General features: G+C 71.2%; 18 protein-coding genes and 1 riboswitch. Of the genes, 17 read left to right on the forward strand and 1 reads right to left on the reverse strand.

All coding sequences use genetic code 11. The features are described 5' to 3' along the window. Nucleotides 1–19 precede the first annotated feature (19 nt). The 11 genes from fmt (at nucleotide 20) to ACY1JX_RS01105 (ending at nucleotide 8,549) form a co-directional block, all read left to right on the forward strand. The gene (gene fmt, locus ACY1JX_RS01055) at nucleotides 20–943 is read left to right on the forward strand and encodes a methionyl-tRNA formyltransferase (protein ID WP_286928502.1); all 924 of its coding nucleotides are present in this window, start codon (nucleotides 20–22) and stop codon (nucleotides 941–943) included. After that, the gene (locus ACY1JX_RS01060; protein ID WP_462564919.1) at nucleotides 940–2,214 is read left to right on the forward strand and encodes an RsmB/NOP family class I SAM-dependent RNA methyltransferase; all 1,275 of its coding nucleotides are present in this window, start codon (nucleotides 940–942) and stop codon (nucleotides 2,212–2,214) included. The genes fmt and ACY1JX_RS01060 overlap by 4 nt, the downstream gene beginning before the upstream one ends. A gap of 16 nt (nucleotides 2,215–2,230) precedes the next feature. Beyond that, a complete protein-coding gene (gene rpe, locus ACY1JX_RS01065) occupies nucleotides 2,231–2,887 on the forward strand; it encodes a ribulose-phosphate 3-epimerase (protein ID WP_078700940.1) in 657 nt (218 codons plus the stop codon). A 33-nt stretch (nucleotides 2,888–2,920) separates the two neighbouring features. Continuing rightward, a riboswitch (FMN riboswitch) is annotated at nucleotides 2,921–3,053 on the forward strand. A gap of 49 nt (nucleotides 3,054–3,102) precedes the next feature. Then, nucleotides 3,103–4,188 carry a bifunctional diaminohydroxyphosphoribosylaminopyrimidine deaminase/5-amino-6-(5-phosphoribosylamino)uracil reductase RibD gene (gene ribD, locus ACY1JX_RS01070; RefSeq protein WP_462564920.1) on the forward strand — a complete coding sequence of 362 codons (1,086 nt, stop codon included), beginning with the start codon at nucleotides 3,103–3,105 and terminating at the stop codon, nucleotides 4,186–4,188. Further along, the gene (locus ACY1JX_RS01075) at nucleotides 4,188–4,787 is read left to right on the forward strand and encodes a riboflavin synthase (RefSeq protein ID WP_462564921.1); all 600 of its coding nucleotides are present in this window, start codon (nucleotides 4,188–4,190) and stop codon (nucleotides 4,785–4,787) included. The genes ribD and ACY1JX_RS01075 overlap by 1 nt, the downstream gene beginning before the upstream one ends. Further along, complete coding sequence (locus ACY1JX_RS01080) at nucleotides 4,784–6,028, forward strand: bifunctional 3,4-dihydroxy-2-butanone-4-phosphate synthase/GTP cyclohydrolase II (protein WP_286928510.1); 1,245 nt, start codon at nucleotides 4,784–4,786, stop codon at nucleotides 6,026–6,028. Before ACY1JX_RS01075 ends, ACY1JX_RS01080 begins: the two co-directional genes overlap by 4 nt. Before the next feature lies 1 nt (nucleotide 6,029). After that, nucleotides 6,030–6,509: a 6,7-dimethyl-8-ribityllumazine synthase gene (gene ribH, locus ACY1JX_RS01085; protein WP_462564922.1), complete on the forward strand. Its 480-nt coding sequence runs from the start codon at nucleotides 6,030–6,032 to the stop codon at nucleotides 6,507–6,509. A 10-nt stretch (nucleotides 6,510–6,519) separates the two neighbouring features. Continuing rightward, nucleotides 6,520–6,783 (forward strand): phosphoribosyl-ATP diphosphatase, encoded by a 264-nt coding sequence (locus tag ACY1JX_RS01090; protein ID WP_078701480.1) that lies wholly within the window; start codon nucleotides 6,520–6,522, stop codon nucleotides 6,781–6,783. Between the two features lie 10 nt (nucleotides 6,784–6,793). Next, complete coding sequence (gene hisG / locus ACY1JX_RS01095; protein WP_462564923.1) at nucleotides 6,794–7,639, forward strand: ATP phosphoribosyltransferase; 846 nt, start codon at nucleotides 6,794–6,796, stop codon at nucleotides 7,637–7,639. A 2-nt stretch (nucleotides 7,640–7,641) separates the two neighbouring features. Continuing rightward, a complete protein-coding gene (locus tag ACY1JX_RS01100; RefSeq protein WP_286928513.1) occupies nucleotides 7,642–8,064 on the forward strand; it encodes a PH domain-containing protein in 423 nt (140 codons plus the stop codon). Beyond that, on the forward strand, nucleotides 8,061–8,549 hold the full coding sequence (locus ACY1JX_RS01105) for an SseB family protein (RefSeq protein ID WP_286928515.1): 489 nt from the start codon (nucleotides 8,061–8,063) through the stop codon (nucleotides 8,547–8,549). Before ACY1JX_RS01100 ends, ACY1JX_RS01105 begins: the two co-directional genes overlap by 4 nt. Here ACY1JX_RS01105 and ACY1JX_RS01110 read toward each other — a convergent pair. Further along, nucleotides 8,546–9,547 carry a GNAT family N-acetyltransferase gene (locus ACY1JX_RS01110; protein ID WP_286928516.1) on the reverse strand — a complete coding sequence of 334 codons (1,002 nt, stop codon included), beginning with the start codon at nucleotides 9,545–9,547 and terminating at the stop codon, nucleotides 8,546–8,548. The genes ACY1JX_RS01105 and ACY1JX_RS01110 overlap by 4 nt on opposite strands. A 173-nt stretch (nucleotides 9,548–9,720) precedes the next feature. Between ACY1JX_RS01110 and infC the strand changes: the two genes are divergently transcribed. Genes infC through pheS form a run of 6 tightly spaced genes read left to right on the forward strand, consistent with a single transcriptional unit; the run spans nucleotide 9,721 to nucleotide 14,089 of the window. Next, nucleotides 9,721–10,479 carry a translation initiation factor IF-3 gene (infC, locus tag ACY1JX_RS01115; protein ID WP_286928517.1) on the forward strand — a complete coding sequence of 253 codons (759 nt, stop codon included), beginning with the start codon at nucleotides 9,721–9,723 and terminating at the stop codon, nucleotides 10,477–10,479. A 2-nt stretch (nucleotides 10,480–10,481) separates the two neighbouring features. Beyond that, on the forward strand, nucleotides 10,482–10,676 hold the full coding sequence (rpmI, locus tag ACY1JX_RS01120; protein WP_078700949.1) for a 50S ribosomal protein L35: 195 nt from the start codon (nucleotides 10,482–10,484) through the stop codon (nucleotides 10,674–10,676). A 39-nt stretch (nucleotides 10,677–10,715) separates the two neighbouring features. Further along, nucleotides 10,716–11,108 carry a 50S ribosomal protein L20 gene (rplT, locus tag ACY1JX_RS01125; protein ID WP_078700950.1) on the forward strand — a complete coding sequence of 131 codons (393 nt, stop codon included), beginning with the start codon at nucleotides 10,716–10,718 and terminating at the stop codon, nucleotides 11,106–11,108. 20 nt (nucleotides 11,109–11,128) lie between these two features. After that, the gene (locus tag ACY1JX_RS01130) at nucleotides 11,129–11,917 is read left to right on the forward strand and encodes a TrmH family RNA methyltransferase (RefSeq protein WP_462564924.1); all 789 of its coding nucleotides are present in this window, start codon (nucleotides 11,129–11,131) and stop codon (nucleotides 11,915–11,917) included. 9 nt (nucleotides 11,918–11,926) lie between these two features. Further along, on the forward strand, nucleotides 11,927–12,964 hold the full coding sequence (locus ACY1JX_RS01135; RefSeq protein ID WP_462564925.1) for a sensor histidine kinase: 1,038 nt from the start codon (nucleotides 11,927–11,929) through the stop codon (nucleotides 12,962–12,964). Nucleotides 12,965–12,985: 21 nt separating this feature from the next. Next, entirely contained in the window at nucleotides 12,986–14,089 is a 1,104-nt protein-coding gene (gene pheS / locus ACY1JX_RS01140; RefSeq protein WP_462564926.1) for a phenylalanine--tRNA ligase subunit alpha, read from the forward strand.

Consider the following 14,089-nt stretch of genomic DNA (forward strand, 5'->3'; position numbering starts at 1 on the left):
CACGACCTAGACTCGGCGGGTGAAGATCGTGTTCGCCGGGACCCCGGCCACCGCCGTGCCGACGCTCGAGGCGCTCGTCGCCAGCCGCCACGAGGTGGTCGCCGTGATCACCCGTCCCGACGCGCGGGTCGGCCGCGGCCGCTCGTTGCAGCCCTCGCCCGTGGCGGTGGCCGCCGAGGCCCACGGGATCGACGTGCTCAAGCCGACGTCCACGTCCGACCCCGAGTTCCTCGACGCTCTGGCGGCCACGGAGGCGCGCCTGGGCGTGATCGTCGCGTACGGAGCGCTGCTGCGCCGCGACGTGCTCGACGCCCTCGAGTTCGGCTGGATCAACCTGCACTACTCCGTGCTGCCGGCCTGGCGCGGAGCCGCCCCGGTGCAGCGCTCGATCATGGCCGGTGACGAGATCACCGGCGCCACCGTCTTCAGCCTCGTGGAGGCGCTGGACGCCGGCCCGGTGCTCGGCACGATCACCGAGCGGATCCAGCAGGACGACACCACCGGAACACTCCTGGACCGCCTGTCCGACCAGGGCGCCACCCTTGTCGTCGACGTCGTCGACCACATCGAGGAGGGCGACATCGGCGCGGTGCGCCAGCCCGAGGACAACGTCTCCTACGCCCACAAGCTGACCACCGAGGACGCTCGCATCGACTGGAACCGCCCCGCCTTCGCCGTCGACCGCCAGATCCGCGGCTGCACGCCCGCGCCGGGCGCCTGGACCGAGGTGGACGGGGCGCGCCTGAAGATCGGGCCGCTCACCATCGCCGAGGAGTCCACGCTCAAGCCGGGCGTGGCGTCGATCGGCAAGCGCGAGGTGCGCGTCGGCACCACCACGACCGACGTCGTGCTGGGCGAGGTGCAGCCGCACGGCAAGAAGGCGATGGCCGCCGCCGACTGGGGCCGGGGCCTCGGCGGAGCCACCGAGGTGGTGTTCGCATGAGCGCCAAGGCCATCACCGATCCGCGCGAGGTCGCGTTCGAGGTCATGTCGGCAGTCCGGACGCGCGAGGTGTACGTCAACCTGCTGCTGCCGACCTTGCTGGGCGGACTGTCCGAGCGCGATGCCGCACTGGCGACGGAGCTGACCCACAACACGATCCGCAACCAGGGCACCTACGACGCGATCATCGATCGCGTGGCCACGGGCACGGTCCACCCGGCCGTGCGCGACGCACTGCGGCTCGGGGCCCACCAGCTGCTGGCGATGCGCGTGCCGCCCCACGCGGCCGTCGACACCACCGTGAACCTGGTACGTCGCCGGATCGGGCACCGGCCCGTCGGCTTCACCAACGCGGTCCTGCGCAAGATCGGGCAGAAGGACCTCGGTCTGTGGCTCAACGAGGTCACCGCAGGGCTGAGCCGGCTCGACGCGCTGGCCGTCCGGTACTCGCACCCGCGTTGGGTCGTCGAGGCGCTGGAGCAGGCCGTCGGCCCGGACCAGCTCGAGGACCTGCTCGAGGCCGACAACGTGCCGCCCTACGTCACGCTCGTGGCCCGACCCGGACTCGTCGACCCGCGGTCTCTGCCGGGGGAGACGGGCCGGCTCAGCCCCTATGCCCGCGTGATGACCGCTGGAGGAGACCCGGGCTTCGTGCCCGCCGTGCGCGACGGCCGCGCCGGGGTGCAGGACGAGGGCTCGCAGATGGTGGCGATCACCACGGCCGAGGCGCCGCTCGAGGGGTACGACACGCACTGGCTCGACCTCGCCGCGGGGCCCGGTGGCAAGGCCGCACTGCTCGGCGCGCTCGCCGCCCAGCGCGGTGCCTCCCTCGTGGCCAACGAGATGCAGCCGCACCGCGCCGAGCTCGTCCGTCAGTCCGTGCGGGCGCTCAACAACGTCGAGGTCACGGTCCACGACGGCCGCAAGGGTCCGTGGGAGGAGGAGTCGTTCGACCGCGTCCTCCTCGACGCCCCGTGCACCGGGCTGGGCGCCCTGCGCCGTCGTCCCGAGGCCCGCTGGCGACGCCGTGCCGAGGACGTCCCCGAGCTCGTCACGCTGCAGCGGCAGCTGCTCACGCGCGCCATCGACCTGGTCCGGCCGGGGGGAGTGGTGGGCTACGCCACCTGCTCGCCGCTGCCCGCCGAGACCCGCGAGGTCGTCGAAGCGGTGCTCGCCGAGCGGTCCGACGTGACGGTCGAGTCCGAGCACCACTGGTGGCCGCACATCGACGGCACGGACGCGATGTACCTGGCGCTGCTGCGCCGCAGCTGACGGATACGCTCGCCCCATGCGCATCACGCCGAGCCTGCTGAACGCCGACTTCGCGAACCTGGCGGGGGAGGCGGCCCGGATCCCGACGGCCGACTTCCTGCACATGGACGTGATGGACAACCACTTCGTGCCGAACCTGACGCTCGGCGCGCCCGTGATCGAGGCGCTGGCGAAGGCCGCGCCGCAGCCGATCGACGCGCACCTGATGATCGAGGAGCCCGATCGCTGGGCGCCGCAGTTCGTGGAGGCGGGCGCGTCGAGCGTCACCTTCCACGTGGAGGCCGCGAAGGCGCCGGTGCGCCTGGCCCGCGAGATCCGCGCGCAGGGGGCCCGCGCGTCGATGGCGCTCAAGCCCGCGACGCCGATCGAGCCCTACGAGGACCTGCTGCCGGAGCTCGACATGGTGCTGATCATGACGGTCGAGCCGGGGTTCGGCGGCCAGAAGTTCCTGGACCTGTGCCTGCCGAAGATCCGACGCACGCGTGCCCTGCTCGACCGGGTCGGTGGCGACATCTGGCTCCAGGTCGACGGCGGCGTCTCGCTGGAGACGATCGAGCGCTGCGCGGAGGCCGGCGCCGACACCTTCGTGGCCGGTTCGGCGGTCTACAGCGCCGACGACCCGGGCGCCATGGTGGAGCGTCTGCGTGAGACGGCCGTCGGCGCCTGCCACTGAGCCGCTAGACTTTCCCCGTACGAGCTAATCGCTCGCGTGCTCCGGGGTCGGTGCAAGTCCGAACCGGCGGTGACAGTCCGCGACCCGAGGCCCTGCTCGCAGGGCCGAGGTTGAACCGGTGAAACTCCGGTACCGACGGTGAAAGTCCGGATGGAAGGCGCACGCTGCTCGGACGCATCCTGCGTCCGAGCCGTCCCCGGTGTCCCGTGAGCCTGATGTCAGGGAGACCGGTGGCCAGTCAGACCGAGACCGACGCGATGCGCCGGGCCGTCGAGGCCGCCCGAGCCGTGGGTCGCACCCTGCCCAACCCGCCGGTCGGCTGCGTGCTGCTCGACGCCGAGGGCCGTGAGATCGCCGTGGGCGTCCACCGGGGCGCGGGCACGCCGCACGCCGAGGTCGACGCCCTGCAGCTCGCCGGTGACCGCGCCCGGGGCGCCACCGCCGTCGTCACCCTCGAGCCCTGCAACCACACCGGCCGCACCGGCCCCTGCACGCAGGCGCTGATCGCCGCCGGTGTGACCCGCGTGGTGTTCGGCACCACCGACCCGGCCGAGGGCGCTGGGGGAGCGAAGGTCCTCCTCGAGGCGGGCCTCGACGTCGAGGGCGGCGTCCTGGCCGACGAGACCGACGAGCTGGTCCGCTTCTGGTCCCACCGCCACCTCCACGGCCGGCCGTTCGTCACCTGGAAGTACGCCGCGACGCTCGACGGCCTCAGCGCCGCCCCCGACGGCACCAGCAAGTGGATCACCAGCCAGACCGCCCGCCGCGACGTCCAGGTCTTCCGCGCCGAGTGCGACGCCATCATGGCCGGCACCTACTCCGTGCTCGCGGACGATCCGCGGCTCACCGTGCGCGACGCCGCCGACCTGCCTCTGCCGTACGACCGCCAGCCGTTGCGCGTCGTGGTGGGGGAATCGAAGATCCCCGCCTACTACCGCGTGTTCGACCGCGTCGCGCCCACGCGCCAGATCCACTCGCGCGACCCCCACGAGGTCCTCGCCGAGCTGCAGGCCGAGGGCATCCATCACGTCTGGCTCGAGGGCGGCCCCCGGCTCGCCGGCGCGTTCTGGGGCGAGGGCCTCATCGACCGCGTGATCGGCTACATGACGCCGGCCATGCTGGGCTCGGGCCGCGCCGCGCTCGAGGGCGAGGCGACCACGCTCGCGGACATCCGCCCCATCGAGATCACCGACCTGCGGATGGTCGGACCCGACATCCGCATCGTCGGCACGCCGGGCCGGATGCCGCGCGAGGACATGGACACACCGATCGAGGAACCTGACAGCGAGGGCACGAACTGATGTTCACGGGCTTGGTGGAGGAGAAGGGCACGGTCGTGGCCCTCGACGACCTCGGGGACGCGGTGCGGATCACGATCCGCGGACCCGTCGTCACGTCGGACGCCGGACACGGCGACTCGATCGCGGTCAACGGCTGCTGCCTGACGGTGATCGACCCGACGCAGGACACGTTCAGCGCCGACGTCATGCGCGAGTCGCTGGACCGCACGAGCCTCGGCGACCTGAAGGCCGGATCCGTCGTCAACCTGGAGCGCGCGATGCAGGCCGGGGCCCGGATGGGCGGTCACATCGTGCAGGGCCACGTCGACGGCACGGCCACGCTGATCGACCGCACCCCCAGCGAGCACTGGGAGGTCGTCCGGTTCAGCCTCCCGGCCGAGCTGGCGCGCTACGTCGTGGACAAGGGCTCGATCACCGTCGACGGCACGTCGCTCACCGTGGTCGAGGCCGGCGACGACTGGTTCAGCGTGTCCCTCATCCCCACGACCCTCGCCGACACCGTGCTCGGCGACCGCAAGCCCGGCGACCGCGTCAACCTCGAGGTGGACGTCATCGCCAAGTACGTCGAGCGACTGCTCGAGAAGGGAGCTCACTCATGATCGAGGAGCAGCACACCGGAGTCCGCCTCGACAGCATCGAGCGCGCGATCGCCGACATCCGCGAGGGGAAGGCGATCGTCGTCGTCGACGACGAGGACCGCGAGAACGAGGGCGACATCATCTTCGCCGCCTCCAAGGCGACGCCCGAGCTGATGGCGTTCCTGGTCCGCTACTCCAGCGGCCTGGTCTGCGCCCCGATCACGGGCGAGATCCTCGACCGGCTGGCGATCCCGCTGATGACCCCGCACAACCGCGACCGGCTGCGCACCGCCTACACGGTGTCGATCGACGCCCGCGACGGCGTCACCACCGGCATCTCGGCCTCCGACCGCGCCCGCACGTGCCGCGTGCTCGCCGACTCGGCCACCGAGCCGTTCGAGCTGGTGCAGCCCGGCCACATCGTGCCGCTGCGCGCCAAGCCCGGCGGGGTGCTGGAGCGCGCCGGCCACACCGAGGCCGCGGTCGACTTCGCCCGGCTCGCGGGCCTGACCCCCGCCGGCGTGATCGGCGAGGTGATGAACGACGACGGCACCCTCAAGCGCGCGCCCGAGTTGCGCGAGTTCGCCGACGAGCACGACATGGCACTCGTGTCGATCGCCGACCTGCAGGTGTACCTGCGGCTGCACGAGTCGCAGATCACCCGCCTCGCCGACGCCCACCTGCCCACCGAGTTCGGCACGTTCCGCGCCATGGGCTTCAAGGACCGCATCGACGGCGCCGAGCACGTGGCCCTCGTCCACGGCGAGCCCGGCACCGAGGACGTGCTGGTCCGGCTGCACTCCGAGTGCCTGACCGGCGACGTCTTCGGCTCGCGACGCTGCGACTGCGGCCCGCAGCTGGAGGCCGCGATGGCCGAGGTCGTCGCCGCCGGCGCCGGCATCGTGGTCTACCTCCGCGGCCACGAGGGCCGGGGGATCGGCCTGCTGCACAAGCTGCGCGCCTACGAGCTGCAGGACCAGGGCCAGGACACCGTCGACGCGAACCTCTCGCTCGGCTTCGGCGAGGACGAGCGCGACTACGCCGCCGGGGCCCAGATCCTGCGCGAGCTCGGCGTCACGTCGGTGCGCCTGCTGACCAACAACCCCGACAAGTCCACCCAGCTGGAGCAGTACGGCGTCAAGGTCGCCGAGCGGCTGCCCGTGGTCATCGCGCCCACGCCCGACAACCTGCGCTACCTGCAGACCAAGGCCGCCCGCATGGGCCACGACCTGCCCGACCTCCACCTGGACGAGGAGATCTGACATGGCCGGACACGGAGCACCCGAGATCTCGGTCGACGGCAGCGGCGCCAAGGTCGCCGTCGTCGCGTCGAGCTGGCACACCGTCGTGATGGACGGCCTCATCGCCGGCACCGACCGCGCGCTGAAGGAGGCCGGCGTCAGCGACACCACGCTGCTGCGGGCGCCCGGCTCCTTCGAGCTGCCGATCATCGCGCAGGCCTGCGCGAACGCCGGCTACGACGTGGTCGTCGCCCTGGGCGTGATCATCCGCGGCGGGACGCCCCACTTCGAGTACGTCTCGGGGGCCACCACCGACGGGCTGTCCCGCGTGGCCCTGGACACCGGCGTGCCGATCGGCTTCGGGCTGCTCACGTGCGACACCGAGCAGCAGGCGCTCGACCGCGCCGGCCTGCCGGGATCGCCCGAGGACAAGGGCCGCGAGGCCGCCGAGGCCGCCCTCTCGGCATGGGCGACCGTCCGGGGCCTGACGCCCCGCCGATAGGATGACCACGATGAAGACGTTCGATGGCCTGTTCGCGGAACTGTCCGAGAAGGCCGCCTCCCGCCCCGAGGGCTCGCGCACCGTCGCGGAGCTCGACGCGGGCGTGCACGCGATCGGCAAGAAGCTCGTGGAGGAGGCCGCCGAGTCGTGGATGGCCGCCGAGCACGAGGGACCTGCGCGTGCGGCCGAGGAGATCAGCCAGCTGCTGTACCACGCGCAGGTGATGATGATCGCCGCTGGCATCTCCCTCGATGACGTCTACTCCCACCTCTAGGAAGCCCCACATGCTCAAGGTCGCCGTCCCCAACAAGGGCGCCCTGTCCGAAGCCGCCGCCGCCATGCTGACCGAGGCGGGCTACCGCCAGCGTCGCCACGCCAAGGACCTCGTCACGGTCGACGCCGACAACGACGTCGAGTTCTTCTACCTGCGTCCGCGCGACATCGCCATCTACGTCGGCGAGGGCACGCTCGACGTCGGCATCACCGGCCGCGACCTGCTGCTGGACTCCGGCGCCAAGGCCGACGAGGTGATGGAGCTGGGCTTCGCGGGCTCCACGTTCCGCTTCGCCGCCCCCGAGGGCCAGATGACCAGCGAGTCCGAGCTCCAGGGCCGGCGCATCGCCACGTCGTACCCCGGCATCGTGCGCCCGCACCTCGAGAGGCTCGGCATCGACGCCTCGGTCGTGCGCCTCGACGGCGCGGTCGAGTCCTCGATCCGGCTCGGCGTCGCGGACGCGATCGCCGACGTGGTCGAGACCGGCACCACGCTGCGCCAGGCGGGCCTGGAGGTCTTCGGCGACCCGATCCTCACCTCCGAGGCGCTGCTGATCTCGCGCTCGGCGGCCGAGGTGCCCGCCGGCGTCGACGTATTCCAGCGCCGCCTGCAGAGCGTGATCGTGGCGCGGACCTACGTGATGATGGACTACGACATCCGTGTCCAGAACGTCGACGAGGCCGTCCGGCTGACCCCGGGCATCGAGTCGCCCACGGTGTCGCCCCTTCATCGCGAGGGGTGGGTCGCGGTCCGGGCGATGGTCCCGCGCGAGGCCACCCAGAAGATCATGGACGAGCTGTACGCCCTCGGGGGCCGCGGCATCCTCGTCACCGACATCCTGTCGTGCCGGATCTGACGATGGGCCAGTCAGTCTCGCGGCGCACGTTCCGTCCCGTCGGCGTCATCGTCGTGATGTGGGCGTGCGTCGTCGTGCTCGCCGTCCTCGCCGCGCTGATCGGGATCCGCCTGCCCGAGGAGTACAAGTTCACGACCTCCCAGACCGCCACCATCTGGGTGCTCATCGGCTTCATGGCGCTGTTCGCCCTGTTCGTCTCACGCAGCCACGTCACGGCCGACGACGAGGGACTGACCTTCGTCAACGGCTGGCGCCGTCGCACGCTGCGCTGGGACGGGATCTCCGTCGTCTCGATGCGCCCCGGCACGCCGTGGCCCACGGTCGAGACGAAGGACGGCCGCCGCTTCGCCCTGTTCGCGATCCAGGCCAGCGAGGGCGATCCGGCGCGCGACGCCGTGACCTGGCTGTCCGGGCACGTCCGATGAGTCACGACGACGGTTCCTGGGGTGGCGGACGCTCGCTGGCCGAGCCGGCGTTCCCCGGCGACGACGGTGCCGTCGATCCCTCGCTCGACCTGACCGACGACACCACGCTGCTCGCCACGATCGGCACGGCGCGGGTGTTCGTCCCGGTCGTGGCGGTGCTGGGGGAGCGGGCCACCGACGGCAGCGACAAGAACTCCGACATGGCGGCGGTCCTGATGACCGGCGCCGACGGGCGCACCGCGCTGCTCGCGTTCAGCTCGCTGGAGACGATGAGCCGCTGGAACCCGACCTCGCGTCCCGTGCCCGTCTTCGGCCGCGACGCCGCACGGGCCGCCCTCGCCGATGGCGCCTCGGCCATGCTGCTCGATCTCGGCCAGCCCACCTTCGGGGTCGTGGAGACCGAGGACCTCGAGCACGTCGCCGCCGAGCACGTGCTGGTGCGCACCGCCGCCGGCACTGCCTGGATCGAGCCGGCGCGCGACTAGTCCTCCAGCGGTGCCACGCCCGTCAGCGGCACCGTGATGTGGACGTTCCCGTCGTGCCGCTCGACCCGGGCGACGAACCCGGCTCGTCCCACCGTGCGCAGCAGGGTGTCGTTCGCGGTGGCGGTGACGAAGGTCAGCCGTTGGGCGCCGAGCGCCCGGGCCCGTCCGGCGCCCTGCTTGACGAGCATCGTGCCGATGCCCCGGCCCTGCCACGCGTCCTCGACGATCAGGTGGAACGTCCACCGGTCCTCGACCTGCTCCACCAGGCCGTGGCCCACGATGTCCAAACCTGACTGCACGACGACGGCCATGCCACTGTCGGGGACGACGAGCCGACGTGCCAGCCGCGTGGTCATCGGCATCCGCAGCGGTGCCTGGTACCGGTGGTAGAGCGTCTCGGCGCTGCAGCGCTGGTGCAGGGCGGCGACGCCCTCGATGTCGGCGAGGGTGGCCCGGCGCGTCAGGGGCAACGGGGTCCGCTGGGCCGGCTGGAGCAGCGGCACGTCCATCCCCGCGTCACTGACGAGGGAGAGCAGTGCCTGGGCGCGGGACCGCTCGGCGGGCGTGAAGGGGACCGCCCGGCTGATCCGCAGGCTCGTGCCGTTGCGGCGCTGCAGGTCCAGCACGTCGTGGCCGTTGTAGTCCAGGACGTCCGGGGGAGTGGTGCCCAGCAGGTCGCGGAGCACGCTCTCGACGTCCCGCCCGCCCTCCAGCACCTCGTGCATCCCGCGGAGGTAGCGGGTCGCCTCGTCGTCGAGGGCGTCGGGACCCGTGCGGGTCACGGCCACGCGCGTGCCGCCGGCCTTCTCGAACACCTCGGCCAGCTGCAGGTCGGTCATGCCCGGTGCCGCGGTCACCACGAACTCGTCGGTCACGGTCGGGTCGCCGGGAAACACCTGCATGCTCGCGATGTTCACCTCGGCCTGCCCGCACGCGAGGGCGATCTCGGCCAGGATGCCGGGCCGGTTCTCCAGTGTCGTCCGCACGCGCCACATCATGCGACCAGTCTGACCCGCCGGTGTTTCGTCCCGATTTCCTCCGGGAACGAATCGGCTGCTAACATGGTTGACTGAAGTGGAGGTCACTCCCACCTGCCGGGTTCAAGGATCCGGGGGTCACCCGCTGCGGGTCGTTCTCGAACGATCTCGCGGCGTGCGGCACCGTACGGTGCGTGTGGTGGCTTTCGCTTCGACGGAGGCCACCTTTTTCGTGTCCTCCAAACCCGATCTCAGGAGGATCCATCAGCACAGATCTGCGCGTCAACGAGCGCATTCGTGTACCGGAGGTCCGGCTCGTCGGACCCAGCGGTGAACAGGTCGGCATCGTTCGCATCGAAGATGCCCTGCGCCTGGCCGCCGAGGCCGATCTCGATCTCGTCGAGGTCGCCCCCCAGGCCCGGCCCCCGGTCTGCCGCCTCATGGACTTCGGCAAGTTCAAGTACGAAGCCGCCCAGAAGGCGCGCGAGTCGCGACGCAACCAGACGAACACGGTCATCAAGGAGATGAAGCTCCGCCCGAAGATCGACCAGCACGACTACGACACCAAGAAGGGTCACGTCGTGCGGTTCCTGAAGGCCGGAGACAAGGTCAAGATCACGATCATGTTCCGCGGCCGCGAGCAGCACCGTCCCGAGCTCGGGTTCCGGCTGCTGCAGAAGCTCGCCGCCGACGTGGAGGATCTCGGCTTCATCGAGTCGAACGCCCGCCAGGACGGTCGCAACATGACGATGGTGCTTGGACCTCACAAGAAGAAGTCCGAGGCGCAGGCCGAGGTCAAGGCCGAGAAGGCCGTGACCACCGCCGCCCGCGAGGCTGAGCGCGAGGCCGAGGCCGAGGCCGAGAAGGTCCATCGCGAAGAACACCAGAAGACAGCGCCGCCGAAGAAGCCTCGCCGGCGCTCCGAGAACCTCGATCCAGACATGGAGGCATAACCGTGCCGAAGTTCAAGCCCCACTCGGGCATGAAGAAGCGCATCAAGATCACCGGCAAGGGCAAGCTCCGCCGCGAGCAGACCAACCGCCGCCACCTCTTGGAGGTCAAGTCCTCGACCCGGAAGCGCCGCCTCGACGGCACGACGTCGGTGTCGAAGGCTGACACCAAGCAGGTCAAGAAGCTGCTCGGTCTCTGAGCGCCCCCGAACTTTACGAAGATTTGAAGGAGTAACACTGTGGCACGCGTCAAGCGTTCAGTGAACGCGCAGAAGAAGCGCCGCGAGATCCTCGAGCGGGCCTCCGGCTACCGCGGACAGCGCTCGCGCCTGTACCGCAAGGCCAAGGAGCAGGTCACCCACTCGCTGGTCTACTCGTACAACGACCGCAAGGCTCGCAAGGGCGACTTCCGTCGTCTCTGGATCCAGCGCATCAACGCCGCCGCGCGTGCGCAGGGCATCACGTACAACCGCTTCATCCAGGGCCTGAAGGCCGCCGAGGTCGAGGTCGACCGCAAGATCCTCGCGGATCTGGCCGTCAACGACATCGCGGCGTTCAACGCTCTCGTCGAGGTCGCCAAGGCGAACCTCCCCGAGGACGTCAACGCTCCCAAGGCCGACTCGGCCGTCTGAGCTCCGGCTCAGTTCCACTCGTGGCGAGCCCCGGCGATCTGACCGTCCGTTCCGGACGGGTCAAGACCGCTCGGCGGCTCGCCACGCGTGCGTTCCGGGTCAAGACCGGCGAGTTCCTCGCCGAGGGCCCCCAGGCCGTGCGTGAGGCCCTCGATGCCCCGGGCGCGGTCATCGAGGTCTTCGCCACGGTCGACGCCACCGAGCGCCACCCCGAGCTGGCCGAGCGTGCCGAGACCTGGCACGTCGTCACCGACGACGTCGTCGAGGAGATCGCCGACTCCGTCACCCCGCAGGGACTCGTGGCTCGCTGCCACTCGATCCTCACCACGCTGGCCGACGTCCCGCAGGACGCGCGACTCGTGGTGGTCTGCGCCGAGATCCGCGACCCCGGCAACCTGGGGGCCGTCATCCGGTGCGCCGACGCGGCCGGAGCGGCCGGCGTCGTCGTGGCCGGCGACAGCGTCGACCCGCTCAACCCCAAGGTCGTCCGCGCCACCGCGGGCTCCCTGTTCCACCTGCCGATCGCCGTCGAGCGCGACGTCGAGGCGGCCATCGCCGAGCTGCAGCGCCGCGGCTGCCAGGTGCTCGCCGCCGACGGCGCCGGTGAGACCGGCCTGTTCGACGCCGACCTCGACCTGTCCGTGCCCACCGCCTGGATGATGGGCAACGAGGCGCACGGACTCCCCGATCATTGGGCGCGAGCAGCCGACCGCGTCGTCCACGTGCCCATCCTGGGCCGCGCCGAGAGCCTGAACCTGGCCACCGCCGCGGCGGTCTGCCTCTACGCCTCCGCGCGCGAGCAGGGCTAGGCTCTGGCCGTGCCCTTCGAAGACTTCCCAGACGGCATCATCGTCGCCGACGAGCACGCCAAGGTGACACTGGCGAACAAGTGGGTCCGCTACTGGGCGCGTGCCGAGGGCGACGAGATGATCGGGATGGACCTGCGGGACGCGGTCCCGTTCGACGACCTCGCCGGCAACAGCTGGTTCGACTCCGTCCACCCGTACGACGGCCTCGCGATCCGCAAGCGCATCAGCGAGTCCTCCTGGTACTCCCCGCGCGGCAGCGAGTACCTCATCACCGCCTCCCTCGTGCGCGAGCGGCCCGCGGGGCGGGTCATCAAGGTGATCGTGAGCATGCGCAACGCCCGCGTGCGCCTGCAGCGCGACCGGCAGAAGTCCGACATGGTGGCCACGGTCGCCCACGAGCTGCGCTCGCCGCTGACCGGCATCAAGGGCTTCTCGGCCACGCTGCTGAGCCGCTGGGACGCCTTCACCGAGGACCAGCGCCTGTTCATGCTGCAGACGATCGACGCCGACGCCGACCGGCTGAGCCGCCTGATCACCGAGCTGCTCGACGCCGCGCGCATCGACGCCGGCCGACTGTCGCTGCGCACCGAGCCGGTCCAGCTCGACGAGCTCACGGGTCGGGTCCTGAACTCGGTCTTCTCCGCGGTCGACGAGCCTCCCCAGCCCCGCGTCGAGGGCGAGGTGCCGGTGGTGTGGGGCGACGCCGACCGCGTCACCCAGGTGCTCACCAACCTCGTGGAGAACGCGATCCGCCACGGCGAGGGGCTCCGCGAGGTCGTCGTGGCGGCCGAGCCGCGCGGCGACATCGACGGGGTTGCGGTGCGGATCGTCGACAGCGGTCCGGGCATCCCCGAGGAGTCGCGGGTCCGCATCTTCAGCCGCTTCTGGAGGTCCGGTCCGGGTGCGGGCAGCGGCCTGGGCATGTTCATCGTGCGCGGCGTCGTCGACCAGCACGGCGGGTCGATCATCATCGAGGACGCCGAGGGCGGGGGAGCGTCGATCTGCGTGTGGTTCCCGGTGAACGAGCCGGACACCATGACGTCCTGACGCGCCGATAGACTCGAGGGCGTGTCTGCGCCCAATTCCGACTACGACCCGGTCGAGGTGACGCCCCTGCGCGCCGACGAGGTCGAACGCATGCGTGACGAGGCCCTCGCGGCGATCGCCGCGGCCGAGTCCCTCGACGCCCTCAAGCAGGTGCGCATCGACCACACCGGCGATCGCTCGCCCCTCGCTCTGGCCAACCGCGAGATCGGTGCGCTGCCGCCCGCCGCCCGCAAGGACGCCGGCCAGCGCGTCGGTCAGGCCCGCGGCGCCGTGAACCAGGCTTTGGCCGCCCGCACGGCCGAGGTGGAGGCCGTCGAGTTCGAGCGCCGCCTCGCCGCTGAGACCGTCGACGTCACGCTGCCGGTCGACGTCGAGCCGGTCGGCGCGCGTCACCCGATCACCACGATCCAGGAGCACGTCGCCGACATCTTCGTCGCGATGGGCTGGGAGGTGGCCGAGGGCCCCGAGGTCGAGGCCGAGTGGCTGAACTTCGACGCCCTCAACCTGGGCCCCGACCACCCGGCTCGCACGATGCAGGACACGTTCTGGCTCGACCCCGAGTCGGCCGCGATGGTGCTGCGCACCCACACCTCGCCGGTGCAGGCGCGCACGATGCTGACCCGCCAGCCCCCGATCTACATCGTCTGCCCGGGTCGCGTCTACCGCACGGATGAGGCCGACGCGACGCACATGCCCGTCTTCCACCAGGTCGAGGGCCTGGCGATCGACAAGGGCCTGTCGATGGCGCACCTCAAGGGCACGCTCGACCACTTCGCGCGCGCCGTCTACGGCACCGAGATCACCACCCGGTTCCGTCCCTCCTACTTCCCGTTCACCGAGCCCAGCGCCGAGGTCGACCTGCTCTGCTACGTGTGCCACAACGATCCCGCCGAGGTCGCCTCGTGCCGGACGTGCGGCGGCGAGGGCTGGGTCGAGTGGGGTGGCTGCGGCGTCGTGAACCCGCGTGTCCTGGTCGCGTGCGGCGTCGATCCCGAGGAGTACTCGGGCTTCGCGTTCGGCATGGGCCTCGACCGCACCGTCACCAGTCGCTACGACATCGCCGACCTGCGCGATCTCTGGGACGGCGACGTCCGCTTCACCGAGCCCTTCGGAGTTGGTCTCTGA

Source organism: Aeromicrobium sp. JP4, from assembly GCF_054957925.1.

Bases quoted from the DNA above. Each gene is read 5' to 3' on its own strand.
- ACY1JX_RS01060 (WP_462564919.1), top strand. From the start codon at position 940: ATGAGCGCCAAGGCCATCACCGATCCGCGCGAGGTCGCGTTCGAGGTC.
- rpe (WP_078700940.1), top strand. From the start codon at position 2,231: ATGCGCATCACGCCGAGCCTGCTGAACGCCGACTTCGCGAACCTGGCG.
- ribD (WP_462564920.1), top strand. From the start codon at position 3,103: ATGTCAGGGAGACCGGTGGCCAGTCAGACCGAGACCGACGCGATGCGC.
- ACY1JX_RS01075 (WP_462564921.1), top strand. From the start codon at position 4,188: ATGTTCACGGGCTTGGTGGAGGAGAAGGGCACGGTCGTGGCCCTCGAC.
- ACY1JX_RS01080 (WP_286928510.1), top strand. From the start codon at position 4,784: ATGATCGAGGAGCAGCACACCGGAGTCCGCCTCGACAGCATCGAGCGC.
- ribH (WP_462564922.1), top strand. From the start codon at position 6,030: ATGGCCGGACACGGAGCACCCGAGATCTCGGTCGACGGCAGCGGCGCC.
- ACY1JX_RS01090 (WP_078701480.1), top strand. From the start codon at position 6,520: ATGAAGACGTTCGATGGCCTGTTCGCGGAACTGTCCGAGAAGGCCGCC.
- hisG (WP_462564923.1), top strand. From the start codon at position 6,794: ATGCTCAAGGTCGCCGTCCCCAACAAGGGCGCCCTGTCCGAAGCCGCC.
- ACY1JX_RS01100 (WP_286928513.1), top strand. From the start codon at position 7,642: ATGGGCCAGTCAGTCTCGCGGCGCACGTTCCGTCCCGTCGGCGTCATC.
- ACY1JX_RS01105 (WP_286928515.1), top strand. From the start codon at position 8,061: ATGAGTCACGACGACGGTTCCTGGGGTGGCGGACGCTCGCTGGCCGAG.
- ACY1JX_RS01110 (WP_286928516.1), bottom strand. From the start codon at position 9,547: ATGATGTGGCGCGTGCGGACGACACTGGAGAACCGGCCCGGCATCCTG.